This is a genomic window from Mesorhizobium sp. M0016 (genome assembly GCF_040324035.1).
In the GTDB taxonomy this organism is placed as follows: domain Bacteria; phylum Pseudomonadota; class Alphaproteobacteria; order Rhizobiales; family Rhizobiaceae; genus Mesorhizobium.
In genome coordinates this window covers 48,486-63,194 of sequence record NZ_JAMYVM010000026.1, presented here as the reverse complement: position 1 = coordinate 63,194, position 14,709 = coordinate 48,486, and the positions used below count along the sequence as shown (strand labels likewise).

Genomic DNA, 14,709 nt, shown 5'->3' with positions numbered 1-14,709 from the left:
AACACCGATTTTGCGGAAGCAATGGCGGCAAATCGATGACATAAATCGGGCCGCAAGCCACGGGCAGCGGAAAAGCAGGGACGGAAAGATGCGGATCGCCGTGAAGATCATCAAATGGCTGCTCGGCCTGGTCGTGTTGGCCATAGCCGCCCTGTTTACCTGGCTCTACGTCGCGCCGCCCGAACTGATCCGCGTCGGTTCCGGCTATTCCGCCAAGATTGTCTGCTCGAATGTTTTTATCGCCGGCCGTGATCCCAATGAGGTGCTTGCCATCGACGTGCAGGCGCCCGGCCATCCGCTTCTCAGGCTGATGAAGGTGTCGGTCGACAAGAACAGGGGGACCGTCTCGGCCGGGCTGCTTGGCTTCCTCGGCAAGAGCGTTGCTGTTGCGCGCGCCGGCCTGGGTTGCGCCTCGGTTCCTGATGGCGACGTCGGCAAGGCACGGCGCACGTCAATCCCTGCCGAGGCGTCGGCGGCCACCAAGGGCGATCTGTGGCCCGAGGGAGATCGAGTCGATGCCTCGCAAAATCCCGAAATCAACAAGATCCTCGACGGTGCGGCGATGACCGGCATCGGCATGCGCGCCGTGGTGGTGGTCAAAAATGGCCGCATTGTTGCGGAGCGTTATGGCGACGGCTTTTCGGCGAAAACGCCGCTGCTGGGCTGGTCGATGACCAAGACAGTCAACGCCGCGCTCGTCGGCACGCTGGTCAAGGACGGCAAGATGGCGGTGACCAATCAGGGCCTGTTCGGCTCATGGAAGGCGGACGGCCGCGCCGCCATCAGCCTTGCCGATATGATGGCGATGTCGAGCGGACTCGAGTTCAACGAGGATTATGGCGACGTTGCCGATGTGACGCGCATGCTCTACCTCGAACCGGATATGGCGGGCTTCGCCGAGGCCAAGCCGCTGACCGGCGACGTCGGCAAGGTCTTTTCCTATTCGAGCGGCACGGCGGTGATGCTGTCGCGGCTGTGGCAGGATGCTATCGGCGACAAGGACAAGGCGCTGATGTGGCCAAGGGCAGCGCTGTTCGGGCCGCTCGGCATGCAAAGCGCGGTGCTCGAAACCGACGAGGAGGGTACCTTTGTCGGCTCATCCTACCTCTATGCCACGGGGCATGACTGGGCGCGGTTCGGCCAATTCCTGCTGCAGGGCGGCGTCTGGAACGGCAACCAGATCCTGCCGGCCGGTTTCGTCGACTGGATGTGCGAACCGGCACCGGCCTCGAAAGTCTACGGCAAGGGGCAACTTTGGATCGAAGCCCCGGGGGACGAAGGAAATCCCGGCGCCGGCGTCGCCGCCGGCCTGCCCAACGATACCTACTGGATGGAGGGCCATGACGGCCAGACGGTCGCCATCATCCGGTCGGAGCGACTGGTGGTGGTGCGGCTGGGGTTGACGCCGGCCAAGCTCGGCTACCGGCCGCAGGTGATGGTCGGCGCGCTGATGAAGGCACTGCGCTAGCTCCCTTTACCCTCCCCTTGATGGGGAGGGTCGGCGCGTAGCGCCGGGGCAGGGTGCCTGGCACTTCACCCCCACCCGCGCCTTCGGCGCGACCTCCCCCATCGAGGGGAGGTAAGAGTGCGCGATCTTGACGACCGCCAGCCAGGCATAGCCGCGATAAAGCGTACGGAAACGGAAGCTTGCGCCGGTTCGCCGAGACTCCGATTCCAAGACTTCGCGCAATGATTCACGCGGCGTGACATGGAATTTCTTGAGCCAGCCGCGCAGCAATGTCCGGAACCAGTTGGGCAAGCCTTCCTGCTGGCCGAAATCGACGACATGCAGCGAGCCGCCGGGCGCGAGTGCCGCAAGGGCTGCCGAAACCGTCTTTTCCCAACCGGGGATCATCGACAGCGAATAGGACACGAAGATGCGGTCGAAGCGCTCGACGCCGAACAGCGTCTTGGCGTCGAAATCGGTGGCGTCGCCGCGCGCCAGCACGGCGCGGCCGGACAGGCCGTCGCGGCCGATCGCCTTGCTCGCCGTCTCCAGCATCTCGGCCGAGATGTCGAGGCCGTAGAGGCGGGCGTCGGGATAGCGGCGGGCTACAAGCGCGATGTTGCGGCCGGTGCCGCAGCCAAGTTCGAGCACTCTGCCATTCGCCGGCACATCCAGCCCGACTATCATCTGGTCGCGGCCAAGCAGATAGTATTTGCGGGTCAGGTCGTAGATGTGGCGCTGCCAGCGGTAGACGCCGTCCATCAGTTCGGCATGATCGGCCGGCAGCCCGCTCGCGCTCATGCCGCGCGCTTCACATAGAGGTGGAAGCCGCCATAAATCGCAGAGCGGTCGCGGGCCGAACAGTCGCGCGAGGCCTCGTCCTCGTAGGTCCACTGGTCGAGCAGCGAGATCGAGACGCGGCCCGGCAGCAGGCTGGGCTCGGCGGCGGTACGGAAGATGACTCGGGCGCCGACCGAGGCGGTGCGGGTGATCTCCGACCAAAGGGCATTGAGCTGGTCGTCCGTCATCCAGTCCTGCGCGTCGAGCAGGACGAAACGGTCGACGGTGCCTGCGTCCTTGCCGGCCAGAAATTCGATCAGATTGGCGTGGTGGATGCCGACGCGATCGACATTGTTGCGGATCGCCTTGTAGTTGGCCTCTTCTAGATAGGCGGGCAGGGCGGCCTCACCCGGATTGGGATAGCGACGGGCGAAGGCTTGCCAAGCGAAGTAGTTGTTCTTCAGCGGAAAATCGCAAGCGAGCTTTTCCAGCCGGGCCTTCAGCACGCTGGCCATCGAACCATCGCCCGAGGTGATCAGCGAATCGTACTGCGCCGGCGGAATGCCGAGGCCGAACAGCGAAGCCTTGCGCGAGGTAGCCCAGCGCAACAGCTTCTTGTCGAAGACCGGCGCCAGCTCTTCGTTGAAGAAGCGGCGCTGGTCGGCGAGGCTCTTCGACGCCATGATACCGGCGGGATCGACGCCGAAGAATTTGGCGATGCGGTGGCCCATGGCGATGAACAGGCCGAGCAGGCCGGTCTGGTAGAAATTGCGGTCGAAGACGGTGATGCGCCGGCGGCCGCGCCAGCTGCGACGCTCCCAATAGTGGCGGCTGACCGGGTCGAGATGCGGCGCGATGAAGCGGTCATAGGCTTGCGAATTGTGGTTGGTGTCGGCGGCGCCGAAGAAACGGAACAGATCGCCCTGCGAGGGCAGATGCCGCACCGCCTCCAGCTTCATCCGGTTCAAGGCGATGTGGGCGGCGTTGAGGTCGACCGCATCGACGCGTTCAGGCGAGCGGGTGAGGTAGGCGAGGATGTTGCAGCCGCCCGACGCTATGGTGACGAGGCGGTGGCCCTGGCCAAGCTGCATGGCCTCCATGTCGACTTCAGGGTCTTCCCAGATCTGCGGATAGACAAGGCCGGAAAACAGCAGCGCAAACAGTCGTTCGGAAAGGCCGGCCTGCGAAAGCGGGCGGTTCTGGTAGACGGCTTTTCCAACTTCCTTGCCGCGGCGAAAAACGAGATCCGAGGAGACGTCCGTCATGGCAAAGTGATTCCCCATTTGCTTTGCCGCAAGCGGGTAACTCAGGGGCATGACAGGCGGGTGACAGCCTGTTGACGCGAGTTCAGGCCTTGCCAAACCCGCCCGGCGTCGGCGTCGTCAGGATGACGGCGTCGCCGGCGTCGAGCACGGTCTGGTCGCAGGCCTTCAGCGTCTCGACGCTGCCGTCCTGGCGGCGGACCTTGGTCGAGCCGACCTCGCCGTCACCGCCGCCATCAAGGCCTTGCGGCGGGCGGTTGCGGTGCGAGGACAGGATGGCGCATTCCATCTTTTCGAGGAAACGGATCGTCCGCCTGGTGCCGTCACCGGCATCCCATTTGCCTTTGCCGCCGGAGCCTTCGCGAATGTGAAAATCCTCGAGCAGCACGGGAAAGCGCAATTCCAGCACCTCCGGGTCGGTCAGGCGCGAATTGGTCATGTGGGTGTGGACGCCGGATGTGCCGGCAAAGCCGCGGCCGGAGTTCATCTGTCCGGCCGGCGAACCGGAGCAGATCGTCTCGTAATACTGGTACTGCTTGTTGCCGAAGGTCAGGTTGTTCATCGTGCCTTGCGCATTGGCCATGGCGCCCATGGCTCCGAACAGCGCGTTGGTGACATGCTGCGAGGTCTCGACATTGCCGGCGACGACTGCTGCGGGGTAGGCCGGCTTCAGCATCGAGCCGTCGGGGATGATGATGTTGATGGGCCTGAGGCACCCGGCATTCATCGGGATCATGTCCTCGACCATGACGCGGAAGGCATAGAGCACGGCGGCGCGGGCGACGGGCTCGGGCGCGTTGAAATTGTTCTTCATGACAGGCGAGGTGCCGGTGAAGTCGACGGTCGCTTCGCTCTTTTGCCGGTCGACCGTGATCTTCACCTTGATCACCTGGCCGGTGTCGGTCGGGTATTCATACTGCGAGCTGTCAGGCAGCCTTTCCAGCACGCGGCGCACGCTTTCGGCGGCATTGTCCTGGACATGGCCCATATAGGCCTCGACGACATCGAGGCCGAAATGGGAGACCATTTTGCGCAGTTCCGCCACGCCCTTTTCATTGGCGGCGATCTGCGCCTTTAGGTCGGCGATGTTCTGGTGCGGGTTGCGGGCGGGGTAGGGGTGGTCGGTGAGCAGCGTTTGCAGCTCCGCCTCGCGGAATTTTCCGCGATCGACGACGCGGAAATTGTCGAACAGCACGCCTTCCTCGTCGACCGTGGTGGCAAGTGGTGTCATCGAGCCAGGTGCCGTGCCGCCAATGTCGGCATGATGGCCGCGTGAGGCCGCCCAGAACAGGATTTCCTCCCCCCTTGAAGGGGAGGTGGCGGCGGAGCCGCCGGAGGGGGTCGCTGCGGCAGTGCTCGACGCCCTTGCGGTGCCTTCTGAGAGGACCCCACCCGGCCGCTGCGCGGCCACCCTCCCCTCGAGGGGGAGGGAAAAGACCGGCGTCACCACGGTGATGTCGGGCAGATGCGTGCCGCCATTGTAAGGTGCGTTCAGCGCAAAGACGTCGCCGGGGTGGATGTCGCCGGAGTTCAGCCGGATGATGGTTTCGACCGAGCGGTCCATTGAGCCGAGATGCACCGGCATGTGCGGCGCGTTGGCGACCAGCGCGCCGTGGCGGTCGAAGACGGCGCAGGAGAAATCCAGCCTTTCCTTGATGTTGACGGAATAGGCGGTGTTCTGCAGCGTAACGCCCATCTGTTCGGCGATCGACATGAAGAGGTTGTTGAAGACCTCCAGCATCACCGGATCGGCTTCGGTACCGAGGGCAGCCGTGCGAACTTTCCGTTCGGTGCGGCGGATGACGACGTGATTGAGGTTGGTGATTTCGGCCCGCCAGCCCGGCTCGACGACGATGGTCTGGTTCGGCTCGATGATCAAAGCGGGGCCTGCGACCAGGTTGGATGGGCGCAGATTTTCGCGACGATGGATGCCGGCTTCGTGCCACCGGCCCTCGGTGTAGATGCGCCGCGTTCCGGAAGCGCCGGCTTCAACCCGTGCCGGTCCGGCCGGCGCAACGGCCTCGGCCCTGGTCTCGGCGATTTCGCTGCCTTCGACACTGAGCGTCTCGACGATCATCGGCTTGTCGTCATAGACGAAACCGAACTGCGCCTTGTGGGCGATCTCGAAATCGCGCCTGGCCTGGAAGATCGAGTCCTGCTCAAAATTCACCGGCAGCGTGGTGTCGGTGCCGTCATAGCGGATGTGCAGCACCGGCTTTGCGGCAACCTTGTCCTGCGCAATGCCTTGCGCTGCCAATTCGGCGATGACGGCTTTTTTCAACGTGCCGATGAGGCTGGCGATCTCGGTCCTGGATTCTTCGGCAAGCGGCTTCAGGAGTGCCTGCTGGCGCGACGCGAAAACCGACGACAGCCCGATACCATAGGCTGAGAGCAGACCGGAAAAGGGGTGGATCAGTACCGCCTCCATGCCGAGCGCGTCGGCAACCAGGCAGGCATGCTGGCCGCCGGCGCCGCCAAAACAGTTCAAGAGATATTCGGTGACGTCGTAGCCGCGCTGCACGGAGATCTTCTTGATGGCATTGGCCATGTTTTCCACCGCGATGGTAACGAAGCCTTCGGCGACGGCTTCCGGCGTGCGGCCGTCGCCGATTTCGGCGGCGAGCGCAGCGAATTTTTTACGCACGGCGGCGACGTCCAGCGGCTGGTCCTGGCCGGGTCCGAAAATCGCCGGGAAGAAATCGGGCTGCAGCTTGCCCAGCATGACATTGGCGTCGGTGACGGCAAGCGGGCCGCCGCGCCGGTAGGCGGCGGGGCCGGGATTGGCGCCGGCGGAATCCGGCCCGGCGCGGAAGCGGCCGGCTTCGTAATGCAGGATCGAGCCGCCGCCGGCAGCGACGGTATGGATGCGCATCATCGGCGCACGGATGCGCACGCCGGCAACCTCGGTGTCGAAAGCGCGCTCATACTCGCCGTCAAAATGGGCGACATCGGTGGAGGTGCCGCCCATGTCGAAGCCGATGACTTTCTCGAAACCGGCGAGTTTCGCCGTTTCGACCATGCCGACGACACCGCCGGCCGGGCCGGACAGCAGCGCGTCCTTGCCCTGAAACATGTCGGCGGCGGTGAGCCCGCCCGACGACATCATGAACATCAGGCGAGGGTTTTCCCTCCCCCTCGAGGGGAGGGTGGCGGCGGAGCCGCCGGGTGGGGTCGCCGCGGCAGTGCTCGACGCTTTGGTGGTGCCTCCTGAGAGAACCCCCTCTGTCGGCTTTGCCGACTGCCCTTCGCTATGGCTCCGGGCGTTCGTCGCTGAAAAAGCCAAATCGTCGGCTTTTTCTCGGCCTTTGGCCGACCGCTCCTCACCCTCCACAAGTGGGGAGATTGGCATCGCGCCCAGTTCTCCCGCCACCCTTTGCACATAGCGCGACAGGATCGGCGACAGATAAGCATCGACCACGGTGGTGTCGCCGCGGCCGACCAGCTTGATCAGCGGCGAGACCTCATGGCTGACCGAGACTTGGCTGAACCCGATCTTGCGGCAGACTTTCGCCACCGCCTTCTCGTGGTCGGGATATTTCCAGGCATGCATGAAGACGATGGCCACCGCATCGATGCCGTCAGCCTTCGCCTGTTCGATGGCGGGGCGGCAGGCGGCGATGTCGAGCAAGCGCTCGACCTCGCCATTGGCGCGCACGCGTTCGTCGATCTCGATGACCCGCTCGTAGAGCTGTTCCGGAAGGATGATCTCCTTGGCGAAGATGTCCGGCCGGGCCTGATAGGCGATCTTCAGCGCATCGCGAAAGCCCTTGGTGATGAGCAAAAGCACACGGTCGCCCTTGCGCTCCAGCAGCGCATTCGTGGCAACGGTGGTACCCATCTTGACGTCACCGACCAGGCCCGGAGGAATAGCGGTGCCGGATTTCAGCCCCAAAAGCTCGCGGATGCCGGCCAGGGCCGCATCGGGATAGGCTTCGGGATTTTCCGACAGGAATTTCCTGGGATGCAAACCGCCTTGCGGATCACGTCCGATCACGTCGGTGAAGGTGCCGCCGCGGTCGATCCAAAAATCCCATTTCTTGTCCACGCAGAACTCCGGCATTGCATTTGGGTCCAGACTGTTAGTTCGGCATCGCCCGGCCCGCAATCGGTAGTGCGCGGATGTTACATCAGGAAACGCAACGTTACGAAACTCATGACCGTTTGATGCATTTTGCCTTCGACCGTTCACCGCAACGTGAGCGTGTGTTGAAGGAGAGATGTCATGAAAAAGCTGATTCTTGCTTCCGTTTCCGCCCTGGCCCTGTTCGGCGTTGCCGCCTGCAGCGACAGCGGTACGGATAACACCACCACCCAGAGCACCAATCCGCCAGCCGCCGAGCCCATGAAGCCGGCGACGCCGGATGCACCGAAGCCTGCAGAACCGGCTCCGGCAACACCTGCTCCTGCCCCCGCGCAGTAGCAGCAGTCTCGGTCACTTTGACGTGACGAGAGAGGAGGCCGGCTTCGCGCCGGCCTTCCTGCGTTTAGGCGATTCGGGGGCTCAAGGGCCTTGAACCGGCTCTTTCCTACGGTTTGGGATCTGGCGCGTCGGTTGCTTGCGTAAATCGATCCACTCTGCGGCGCTGTCTTGGCTTGATAGCAATGGCCGGCGGCCCTAATAAGCGCTCATGTCGATTTGGGATCGCCTCGGCGACTTCATCACCCGCGTTTCATCTTCAGCCACGTCCGGCGTAGCCGATGTGGTCGAGGCCGTGCGCACGGTTTTCTCCGGTGACGCTGATCTGCGCCGGCGTGTCGCCTTCTCTGTGGCGATGATTGCGCTGTCAGCCAAGATGGCCAAGGCCGATGGCATCGTCACCCAGGACGAGGTTCGCGCGTTCCAGGAAATATTCGAGGTGCCGCGAGAACAGACCCGCAATGTGGCGCGGCTTTACGATCTGGCCAAGCGCGACGTCGCCGGGTTCGAGACCTATGCCGAGAGTATGGCGCAGATGTGCGGCTCGGGCCATTCGAACTGCGTCATGCTGGAAGACATACTCGACGGTCTGTTCCATATCGCCAAGGCGGACGGGCTGGTGCATGAGCGCGAAGGGATTTTCCTGCACCGTATTGCCGAGATTTTCCGCATCGACGAGGTGCACTACGAGGCCATTATGGCCAGGCACGTCAATCTCGGGGCCGGCGATCCCTATATCGTGCTCGGCATTGAGCGCGGCAAGCCGTTCGAGGAGGTCAGGAAGCGGTACCGCAAGCTGGTCTCCGACAATCATCCGGACCGGCTGATCGCGCGCGGCCTGCCGCAGGAATTCATCAAGATTGCAACGACCAGAGTCGCGGCGATCAACGCGGCCTATGAAATGATCGAGCGGGGCCTCAGGCACGCATGACCGGCTTCTCGCCCGACGAGCCAAGCGCGGAGGTCAGGGTATCGCCGAATTTCGGCCCGCGGCGCGAAACGCTCAGGCCCGACATGATCGTGCTGCACTATACCGGCATGGCGACGGGTGCTGCCGCGGAAGCCTGGCTGTGCGACCCCGCAAGCGAAGTCTCGTCCCACTACCTCGTCCATGAGAACGGTCGCATCATCCAGATGGTGCGCGAAAGCGACCGCGCCTGGCACGCCGGTGCAAGTTCCTGGTTCGGTCGTCGCGACATCAACTCCTGTTCGGTCGGCATCGAAATCGTCAATCCCGGCCATTCGCTCGGCTATTCGGCCTTTCCCAAGCGGCAGGTGGAAGCGGTGATCGGTCTTTGCCTTGGTGTCATCGAACGCCATTCCATTACGGCGCAAAGGGTGCTTGCCCATTCCGACATCGCGCCGGGGCGCAAGATCGACCCGGGCGAGAAATTCCCCTGGAAGGCGCTGTTTGCGGCCGGGGTCGGCCATCTCGTGCCTGCGGCGCCGGTCCGGCGCGGCGCGGTGCTGAAAGCCGGCGATACCGGCGCCGAGGTCGAGGCACTGCAGTCGATGCTGGCGCTCTATGGCTATGGCGTCGAGATATCAGGTGTCTTCGACCGCCAGACCGAAATCGTCGTCGAAGCTTTTCAGCGGCATTTCCGACCACGCCTGGTGGATGGCGTCGCCGACGGCTCTACGTCTAGCACGCTGCAAAGCCTGCTGACTTCCCTTAGGTCAGTTGCGTCTAAATAATCTTTTCCTGATATCCAAGTTACAGCCTGTCACTGAAAGTGAATTGCCTCGCCTTGTTCGACACAAATTCCGCCCTCAAAGGCAGTTCGTGCAAGTTATCGGACCTCCAGCCCCCCGGATGCTCCGATATTGATTAGGCGTTGCTGCGTGAAGATCTTCGCGCGGCCAAACAGAACAGGACCACATGCAGAAATTGACCGTTGTAACGGCAGCTATTGCTGCCGGAGTAATGACTTTTGCCTTCAGCACGGCCGATGCCGCACCAGTGAGCCAGAGGGCAGACCAGGGCTTCATCGCCGCACCCGCCAAGGCCACCATGACGAAGGCAAACCCGAAAGCAAAAAGGGCAACCACCGCGAAAGTGCGCAAAGCAGCCGTGGTGAAGGCCAGAAAAGCCACGGCCAAGAGGCATTTTAAGCGCAACAGGAAGAGCGTCGACCTGACGACGACCGCATCGATCCGCCCAAGCACCGCTGCGGAGTCGACTGCGGCAGCCGCGCTTGGCGGCCAGTATTCGGCAATCATTGCCCGCTATGCTGCGGCCGAAGGCGTGCCGGTGTCGCTGGCCCAGGCGGTCATTAAGATCGAGAGCAACTACCGGCCGAACATCGTCGGCAGCGCGGGTGAAATCGGCCTGATGCAGATCAAGCCGGCAACGGCGCGGATGATGGGGTATAGCGGCTCGGCCAAGGGTCTGTTCGATCCCGACACCAACATCAAATACGGCATGAAGTACCTTGCCATGGCGCGCAATCTCGGCGGCGGCACCACCTGCGGCACGATCCTGAAATACAATGCCGGCCATGCCGCGACGCGGATGAACCCGGTGTCGGCGGCCTATTGCGGCAAGGTCAAGGTGCAGTTGGCGGCATTGGGATCGCCGGCATAAGTCTGCTTTTTCATTTGCGTTTTGGAACGTGAACCCCTTTATACGCTCTGCCAGCTGGCCGGGCGGCCGCACCCGCAAAGCCGAAAGGCTGCGGGTGAGGAAAGTCCGGGCTCCATGGAGACACGGTGCCGGTTAATGGCCGGCGGGGGCGACCCCAGGGAAAGTGCCACAGAAAGCAAACCGCCACGATTTATCGGGGCAAGGGTGAAAGGGTGGGGTAAGAGCCCACCGCGCGACTGGCAACAGGAGCGGCACGGTAAACCCCACCGGGAGCAAGACCGAATAGGGACGGTGCGAGGGGAAACCTTCGAGGGCTGTTTCCGGCTCACCGTCCGGGTAGGTTGCGTGAGGCGCATGGCAACATGCGCCCAAGATGAATGGCCGCCACGTTCTCGCCCCGAAAGGGGCGAGGGCCATACAAAACCCGGCTTACAGGCCAGCTGGCAATTTCTCCCCCATATCGCGACTAATCCTTTGGATCAGCAGTCTGCGCCTTCGGGCGCAGCTGGCGATTCAGGTGCTTGAGCGATTGAATCAAGTACGCATGCTGGGGTCGAGACAAACGCATCCTTGAAGCTGGTACGATTTAATCGTACCATGATTGTCATGGTTTGATCAGGAGCGCATCATAGGTCACGTCGACAAACGCAGCATCACGCTTTCGCCGGAACTGGCGGCGGCGGTCGACGATGTCGTGGCCGCCGGCGAATATGCCTCGGCCAGCGAAGTCATCCGTGATGCGCTGCGGCAATGGAAAGACCGCCGCGATCTTCTCGGCTACACGGTCGAGGAATTGCGCAGGCTGATTCAGGAGGGGATCGACAGCGGACCGGCGGTGGACGGCCAGCCCTTCATGGACCGGCTGCGAGCCAAATATCAGAGGATGTCGGAAGCTGCAGGCTCGGAAGAGTGAAATATCGGCTGCTTCCTCAGGCGATATCAGATGTCGAAGGCATCGGTGACTACATTGCGGAACATAGCCCAAAGGGAGCCATGCGCCTTGTGGACGCTTTGGAGAGGCGCTAGACACTGCTCACCTTGCACCCGTTCTCAGGTGCGCCGCGCGATGATATCGCGCCCGGCATTCGTCATCTGATCGTCGGCGAATATGTCACTCTGTATCGCATGGGCGAAGACGCGATCGAGATCGTCCGCGTTTTGCACGGCAGGCGCGATATTGGCGCCGACGACTTGGTGACCTAATCCACCAGTTCAGACGCCGATCTTGTCCAGCGATGCCTCGATCGCCTGCCAGAGTTCTTCCACCGGCTCGCAGCCCACCGACAGGCGCACGAAGCCGGGCGGAACCGAATCTCCTCGCTTGGCCCGCCGCTCGGCGGAGGTGTGGACACCCCCGAACGACGTTGCCGCCTGCATCAGCGTGCAGTTGTTGATGAAATCCTCGGCCTTTTCCTGGGAGAGGAGTTCGAAGGACACGAGGAAGCCGAAGCGCTCCATCTGCGCCCGGGCGAGGTTGTGCGACGGGTCGCCCTCCAGCCCGGGGTAGCGCAAGCCGCTAACGGCGCGATGGTCTTTCAGGCGCTTCACGATCACCTCGGCAGAAGAACACATGCGGTCGAAGCGTACGCCCAGCGTCTCCAGGCCGCGATGCACCAGCCAAGCCTCGAACGGGCCGGGAATGCCGCCCGCGGTCTCGCGCCAGCCGGTGACGGCCGCGATGATATCTGGATTGCGGCTGGCGACATGGCCGAACAGCACGTCGGAATGCCCGTTGGCCGCCTTGGTGTCGGCAGCAACGATGATGTCGGCGCCGAGATCGAGCGGACGCTGGCCGAACGGCGTCATCGTGGTGTTGTCGACGACGACGATCGCGCCCGCTTGGTGCGCGGCCTCGGTGACGGCTGTGATGTCGCAAATGTCCAATCGCGGATTTGACGGGGTTTCAACGTAGACAAGGCGGTAGCCGTCGAAGCCGCCGTCGAGGAATGTAGCTGTCGGCCGCAGATCATAGGCGACGCCGAAGGGCTTGAGGAAACGTTCGGCCAGCGCGCGTGTGGCATGGTAGCCGTCCGAAGGCAAAAGCACGCGGTCGCCGGATTTCAACAGGCCGAAAAACACCGCCGAGATTGCCGCCATTCCTGAGGGGAAGCCGACGCATGGCGCGTCTTCCAGATGCGCCAGCATGTGCTCGACCGCATCCCAGGTGGCGTTGCTGTAACGGCCGTACTGACTGTAGCCGGCGCCGTCGCCCGGGTTGTGGAAAATAGCGGCCATGGTCAGCGGCAATGGGATGGGGTCGCCTTTGACAAGTCCGTCGCGACGCAGATGGGCAAGGGAGGCCGCGCGGGACCTGGCTGTTTCGGACATGGATTTCTGACCTTGTTGCTCAGCGAAAAGACTGACGACGCTATTCGCGGCAGTGATGCGCGGCAAGCCGCTTCCGCTTGGGCCAGCCCGCTCTAAACGGTTCGTTAGGCTTAATGGGAGATAAAGACGGGAGTGTTGTCAGAGCTGCTTTCACCGGTTGTGGCGCGCGCGTTTGTGAAGCCTGTTCCCGTTGACGCCCATAGTGCCCCATGATATCCCATTTCGATACCAAAGCCTTCGTTCCGCGTCAGGGTAAAGCGTACGCCAATCGGGCAGCCGCGGCGGCTGTGCGTTTGCGGCGTTTTGCCGCTGGGAGCGAAGCGGATTTTCGGCAGGGGACGCGCTTCGGCGCGGACGAATACATGGAGAGGGGTGCGGCGGCGGAAGCGGCTGCAGCGTGTCATGGACCGGTTTCTGTCAAGCGCGGTGAACAGGATCGATGCGAAGGGGCGGGTCTCCGTTCCGGCGCATTTCCGCGCGGTCGTGCAGAAGCGCGGCTATTCGGAACTCTATGCGCTGCGCGGCCTGGACGTGCCTGCGATGGATGTCGGCGGGCTCGATCTGCTCGACCGCTACGAGCAGCGCATCGCGCTGGAAGACCCTTTTTTGCAGACGGCGGACGATATGTCGTTCTTCTGCCATGGCGACGGGACGTTCCTGAAGCTCGATCAGGATGGCCGCATCACGATGAGCGATTTCATTCGCGAGCATACGGGCATCACGAGCGAAGTGGCCTTTGTCGGCCGTGGCAATTTCTTTCAAGTTTGGGAGCCTGGACGGCTGGCCGCCTATGGGGCGCAGGCGCGCGCTCGGCTTTTGCAGCTTCGGCAGGGGACGAAGGCTCACGAGGCCAAGGCTGGGGAGCGGCCGGAATGATGGCGGATCACGGCGATGATCTTAGCGCCGTTGGCGGACCGGTCCGCCACATTCCGGTCCTCCTCGCCGAAGTGCTGGAGGCGCTCTCACCCAAAGCCGGCGATGTGATCGTCGACGGCACGTTTGGCGCCGGCGGCTACACCAAGGCGATCCTGGCGAGCGGCGCCTCGGTGGTGGCGATCGATCGCGATCCCGATGCGATTGCCGCCGGGCGCGGCCTGGAACAGCAATCCGGCGGCAGGCTAAGGCTGGTGCAGGCGCCATTTTCGACGCTGGACGAGCAGGTCGAAAGCGCCGACGGCGTTGTCCTCGACATCGGCATTTCCTCCATGCAGGTCGACCAGCCCGAGCGCGGCTTTTCGTTCCGCACCGACGGGCCGCTCGACATGCGCATGGCGCAGGCGGGCTTGAGTGCTGCCGACGTCGTCAATTCGTTCAAGATAGGCGACCTTGCCCGCATCTTCGGCTTCCTCGGCGAAGAGCGGAATGCCGGCCGCATTGCCCGCATGATCGAGTCACGCCGCGAAAAACGTCCGTTCGAGCGCACGCTCGATCTCGCCGACGCCATCGAAACGCATATCGGCCGCGCGCCGAAGGACAAGATTCATCCGGCCACCCGCGTCTTCCAGGCGCTGCGCATTCTTGTCAATGACGAGCTGGGCGAATTGGCCAAAGCCCTAATGGCATCCGAGCGGGTATTGAAGCCCGGCGGGCGGCTTGCGGTGGTGACGTTCCATTCGCTGGAAGACCGCATCGTCAAGCGCTTCATCGCCGACCGCGCCGACGTCGCCACCGGCTCACGTCATTTGCCCGAGGCGCACGCGCGCACTGCGACCTTCCGCAAGGCTGGTGGCGGCGTGACGGCAGGCGATGCCGAGGTCGCTGCCAATCCGCGGGCGCGCTCGGCCAGGCTGCGTACCGCCATCCGCACCGAGGCGCCGGCGCGCGCCGGTGATCTCACCATTTTCGGCCTTCCAAAGCTTCCCGGCATCCAGGCGCCGCGAGAGAGGTGAAT

Annotated in this window: 12 protein-coding genes, 1 other RNA gene and 1 pseudogene; 10 read left to right on the top strand and 4 right to left on the bottom strand. The window is 63.3% G+C overall.

Features of this window, described 5'->3' with window-relative positions:
- Positions 1 to 88 precede the first annotated feature (88 nt).
- Positions 89 to 1,468 carry a serine hydrolase domain-containing protein gene (locus tag NKJ88_RS27650; protein ID WP_352446332.1) on the top strand — a complete coding sequence of 460 codons (1,380 nt, stop codon included), beginning with the start codon at positions 89 to 91 and terminating at the stop codon, positions 1,466 to 1,468.
- Positions 1,469 to 1,591: 123 nt separating this feature from the next.
- On the opposite strand, the pseudogene NKJ88_RS27645 reads toward NKJ88_RS27650, so the two are convergent.
- From NKJ88_RS27645 to NKJ88_RS27635, 3 genes and pseudogenes are all read right to left on the bottom strand, one after another.
- Positions 1,592 to 2,248 (bottom strand): annotated as a pseudogene (locus NKJ88_RS27645) (class I SAM-dependent methyltransferase); the annotation flags it as partial.
- Complete coding sequence (locus tag NKJ88_RS27640; protein ID WP_352446331.1) at positions 2,245 to 3,543, bottom strand: BtaA family protein; 1,299 nt, start codon at positions 3,541 to 3,543, stop codon at positions 2,245 to 2,247. The pseudogene NKJ88_RS27645 and the gene NKJ88_RS27640, both read right to left, overlap by 4 nt.
- 31 nt (positions 3,544 to 3,574) lie before the next feature.
- The gene (locus NKJ88_RS27635; RefSeq protein ID WP_352446330.1) at positions 3,575 to 7,534 is read right to left on the bottom strand and encodes a hydantoinase B/oxoprolinase family protein; all 3,960 of its coding nucleotides are present in this window, start codon (positions 7,532 to 7,534) and stop codon (positions 3,575 to 3,577) included.
- A gap of 177 nt (positions 7,535 to 7,711) precedes the next feature.
- Here NKJ88_RS27635 and NKJ88_RS27630 point away from each other — a divergent pair, with 177 nt between their 5' ends.
- The 7 genes from NKJ88_RS27630 (at position 7,712) to NKJ88_RS27600 (ending at position 11,693) form a co-directional block, all read left to right on the top strand.
- Complete coding sequence (locus NKJ88_RS27630; RefSeq protein ID WP_023668260.1) at positions 7,712 to 7,909, top strand: hypothetical protein; 198 nt, start codon at positions 7,712 to 7,714, stop codon at positions 7,907 to 7,909.
- A 208-nt stretch (positions 7,910 to 8,117) separates the two neighbouring features.
- Positions 8,118 to 8,837 carry a J domain-containing protein gene (locus NKJ88_RS27625; RefSeq protein WP_023668261.1) on the top strand — a complete coding sequence of 240 codons (720 nt, stop codon included), beginning with the start codon at positions 8,118 to 8,120 and terminating at the stop codon, positions 8,835 to 8,837.
- Complete coding sequence (locus tag NKJ88_RS27620) at positions 8,834 to 9,601, top strand: N-acetylmuramoyl-L-alanine amidase (RefSeq protein ID WP_023668262.1); 768 nt, start codon at positions 8,834 to 8,836, stop codon at positions 9,599 to 9,601. The genes NKJ88_RS27625 and NKJ88_RS27620 overlap by 4 nt, the downstream gene beginning before the upstream one ends.
- Positions 9,602 to 9,785: 184 nt before the next feature.
- Complete coding sequence (locus NKJ88_RS27615; protein WP_023729353.1) at positions 9,786 to 10,490, top strand: lytic transglycosylase domain-containing protein; 705 nt, start codon at positions 9,786 to 9,788, stop codon at positions 10,488 to 10,490.
- Between the two features lie 50 nt (positions 10,491 to 10,540).
- An RNA gene (rnpB, locus tag NKJ88_RS27610) (RNase P RNA component class A) lies at positions 10,541 to 10,938 on the top strand.
- A 180-nt stretch (positions 10,939 to 11,118) separates the two neighbouring features.
- Positions 11,119 to 11,403, top strand: coding sequence for a type II toxin-antitoxin system ParD family antitoxin (locus NKJ88_RS27605; RefSeq protein ID WP_023735972.1), 285 nt, complete (start codon positions 11,119 to 11,121; stop codon positions 11,401 to 11,403).
- 125 nt (positions 11,404 to 11,528) lie between these two features.
- A complete protein-coding gene (locus tag NKJ88_RS27600) occupies positions 11,529 to 11,693 on the top strand; it encodes a type II toxin-antitoxin system RelE/ParE family toxin (protein WP_245259999.1) in 165 nt (54 codons plus the stop codon).
- 9 nt (positions 11,694 to 11,702) lie between these two features.
- Here NKJ88_RS27600 and NKJ88_RS27595 read toward each other — a convergent pair whose 3' ends face one another.
- A complete protein-coding gene (locus NKJ88_RS27595) occupies positions 11,703 to 12,818 on the bottom strand; it encodes a cystathionine gamma-lyase (protein ID WP_023823176.1) in 1,116 nt (371 codons plus the stop codon).
- Positions 12,819 to 13,220: 402 nt separating this feature from the next.
- Here NKJ88_RS27595 and mraZ point away from each other — a divergent pair, with 402 nt between their 5' ends.
- Both mraZ and rsmH read left to right on the top strand, forming a co-directional pair.
- Positions 13,221 to 13,694 (top strand): division/cell wall cluster transcriptional repressor MraZ, encoded by a 474-nt coding sequence (gene mraZ / locus NKJ88_RS27590; protein WP_023682144.1) that lies wholly within the window; start codon positions 13,221 to 13,223, stop codon positions 13,692 to 13,694.
- A complete protein-coding gene (gene rsmH, locus NKJ88_RS27585; protein ID WP_023823174.1) occupies positions 13,691 to 14,707 on the top strand; it encodes a 16S rRNA (cytosine(1402)-N(4))-methyltransferase RsmH in 1,017 nt (338 codons plus the stop codon). Before mraZ ends, rsmH begins: the two co-directional genes overlap by 4 nt.
- Positions 14,708 to 14,709 lie beyond the last annotated feature (2 nt).

Bases quoted from the DNA above. Each gene is read 5' to 3' on its own strand.
- rsmH (WP_023823174.1), top strand. From the start codon at position 13,691: ATGATGGCGGATCACGGCGATGATCTTAGCGCCGTTGGCGGACCGGTC.
- NKJ88_RS27595 (WP_023823176.1), bottom strand. From the start codon at position 12,818: ATGTCCGAAACAGCCAGGTCCCGCGCGGCCTCCCTTGCCCATCTGCGT.
- NKJ88_RS27650 (WP_352446332.1), top strand. From the start codon at position 89: ATGCGGATCGCCGTGAAGATCATCAAATGGCTGCTCGGCCTGGTCGTG.
- NKJ88_RS27620 (WP_023668262.1), top strand. From the start codon at position 8,834: ATGACCGGCTTCTCGCCCGACGAGCCAAGCGCGGAGGTCAGGGTATCG.
- NKJ88_RS27630 (WP_023668260.1), top strand. From the start codon at position 7,712: ATGAAAAAGCTGATTCTTGCTTCCGTTTCCGCCCTGGCCCTGTTCGGC.
- NKJ88_RS27615 (WP_023729353.1), top strand. From the start codon at position 9,786: ATGCAGAAATTGACCGTTGTAACGGCAGCTATTGCTGCCGGAGTAATG.
- mraZ (WP_023682144.1), top strand. From the start codon at position 13,221: ATGGACCGGTTTCTGTCAAGCGCGGTGAACAGGATCGATGCGAAGGGG.
- NKJ88_RS27625 (WP_023668261.1), top strand. From the start codon at position 8,118: ATGTCGATTTGGGATCGCCTCGGCGACTTCATCACCCGCGTTTCATCT.
- NKJ88_RS27640 (WP_352446331.1), bottom strand. From the start codon at position 3,543: ATGCCCCTGAGTTACCCGCTTGCGGCAAAGCAAATGGGGAATCACTTT.